Here is a 2,233-nt window from a genome sequence, read left to right on the forward strand (position 1 = left end):
GGCTCGCCGGGGCCCCAGCCGATATCGAGCACCTTCGGTTTGGCGGGCAGCTGCGCGACGAATCGATCCAGCCATTTGCGCTCCATCAGAGTCCGCCCGCGCTGGTGCAACCACGCCGTCGCGTGCCGGCGATACAATCCGACGATGTTGTCCGCGTCAGAACTCATTCGATGTCGATCCTTCCTATGAGCCGCCTCTCATTGCTTGATACGATAGATCACGACGTCTTCGCCATGATGGGTCGTGCTCTTCTCGAGGATGTGGTTCGCCTTCTCCAGCACGCGGCGGGATGCGCCGTGCTCGACGAAGACGAGGCCAATGAGGGATGGCAATTTCAGCTCTGATAGCCCGATCTCCGTCAGCGCGATCGCGATCTCGCTTGCAAGTCCCTGGCCCCAGAGGCTCCGCTTGAACGTGTAGGCAATCTCGATCTCGTCAACGCCGTCCACGAGGATGTGCCGGATGCCCGCCCGCCCGGCAAACGCGCCGTCTTTCGTTCGCAGCACCCACAGCCCGAAGCCGTGCTGGTCCCAATGGGCCATGTTGACGCCGAGATAGGTCTTCGTGATCTCGGGCGAGCGCACGCCGCCGAGATAGCGGGACACTTCGGGATCGAGGTGGAGCGCAACGAGGTCGGCGAGGTGATCTTCGTTCAGCCTCTCGGCGGTCAGCCTGTTGGTGCCGAAGTGATTCATGGACGCGGATGGTCGCTTGACGCTTGTCGCGAGCTTGATGCCGTTGGGTCCGAGGATGCCATTATGCCCCTGTTTTGCCCGACGGGTCAAATGGATTTCGGATAATTGGTAAGCTGTTGTTTTCGTTGACCCCGCCTACTGTGCATGGGGTTGTTTTCGCAGTTTGGGTTCGAGAAGGGCTATCCCGCCCCCAACATCACCGCGACATTGTACGTCACGAGGCTCGCCGCATAGGCCAGCACCAGCATGTACAGGAACGTCACCGCCATCCAGGTCCAGCTTGCGGTCTCGCGCCGGATCACCGCGAGGGTCGAGGCGCATTGCGGCGCGAACACGTACCAGGCCAGCATCGACAACGCGGTTGCGAGCGACCATTTCGTTGCCAGCACCTGACCGATCTGCTCGGCGGCTTCCTTGCCGCCCTCGATCGCATAGACCGTGCCGAGCGCGGCGACCGCGACCTCGCGCGCCGCCATGCCCGGGATCAGCGCCACCGCGATCTGCCAGTTGAAGCCGACGGGGGCGAGCAGGGGCTCGAGCCATTTGCCGATGATGGCGGCGAGGCTGAAGTCGATGGCCGGTTCGGTCGCGCCCGCCGGCGGCTGCGGGAACGAGGCCAGGAACCAGATCAGCACCATCATCGAGAAGATCGTGGTGCCGGCGCGGTAGAGGAACATCTTGGCCCGCGTGTAGACGCCGATCGCGATCGATTTCAGCCGCGGCATCTTGTAGTCCGGCAGCTCCAGCATGAACGGCGCCGGCGCATAGTCGCGCAGCATGAAGAATTTGATGAGGAACGAGACGGCAAGCGCGCTGGCGATGCCGGCGGCATAGAGGCCGAACATCACGAGGCCCTGGAGGTTGATGAAGCCCCAGACGTCCCTGGCCGGAATGAAGGCCGAGATGATCAGCGTGTAGACCGGGATGCGCGCCGAGCAGGTCATCAGCGGCGCGATCAGGATCGTGGTCAGCCGGTCGCGCTTGTTGTCGATCACGCGCGTCGCCATGATGCCGGGAATGGCGCAGGCAAAGCTCGACAGCAGCGGAATGAAGGCGCGGCCGTGCAGCCCGGCACCGCCCATGATGCGGTCCATCAGGAACGCGGCGCGCGCCATGTAGCCGAAATCTTCCAGCAGCAGGATGAACAGGAAGATGATGATGATTTGCGGCAGGAACACGATCACGCTGCCGACGCCCGAGATCACGCCGTTCTGAAGGAAGCTCTGGAGCAGGCCGGCGGGGAGCGTGGCGTGCACGAGCTCGCCGAGCGCGTCGAAGCCGTTGTTGAGCAGGTCCATCAGCGGCTGCGCCCAGGCGAACACCGCCTGGAACATCACGAACAGGATCAGCGCCAGCACGATCAGGCCGCCGACGGGATGCAGCACCACGGCATCGATCCGCGCGGTCCAGGTGTCGGGCCTGGCAGGCAGGCTGACGCAGTCGGAGATGATGCGGTCGGCCTCGCGCTGGGTGGAACGCAGCTCGGCGACACTGAGCGCGCGCCAGGAATTTTCCTGCGGCTCGGCGGCGAGCCTCGC

The 2,233-nt window shown here is 64.0% G+C and carries 2 protein-coding genes; both read right to left on the reverse strand.

Going from position 1 to position 2,233, the window contains the following annotated elements:
- Positions 1-197 precede the first annotated feature (197 nt).
- On the reverse strand, positions 198-695 hold the full coding sequence (locus PMI42_RS11970; RefSeq protein WP_008134134.1) for a GNAT family N-acetyltransferase: 498 nt from the start codon (positions 693-695) through the stop codon (positions 198-200).
- A 179-nt stretch (positions 696-874) separates the two neighbouring features.
- Positions 875-2,233 (reverse strand): ferrous iron transporter B (feoB, locus tag PMI42_RS11975; RefSeq protein ID WP_008134136.1); only part of this gene is annotated, 1,359 nt, incomplete at its 5' end.

It is taken from the genome of Bradyrhizobium sp. YR681, from assembly GCF_000282615.1.
Lineage (GTDB): Bacteria > Pseudomonadota > Alphaproteobacteria > Rhizobiales > Xanthobacteraceae > Bradyrhizobium.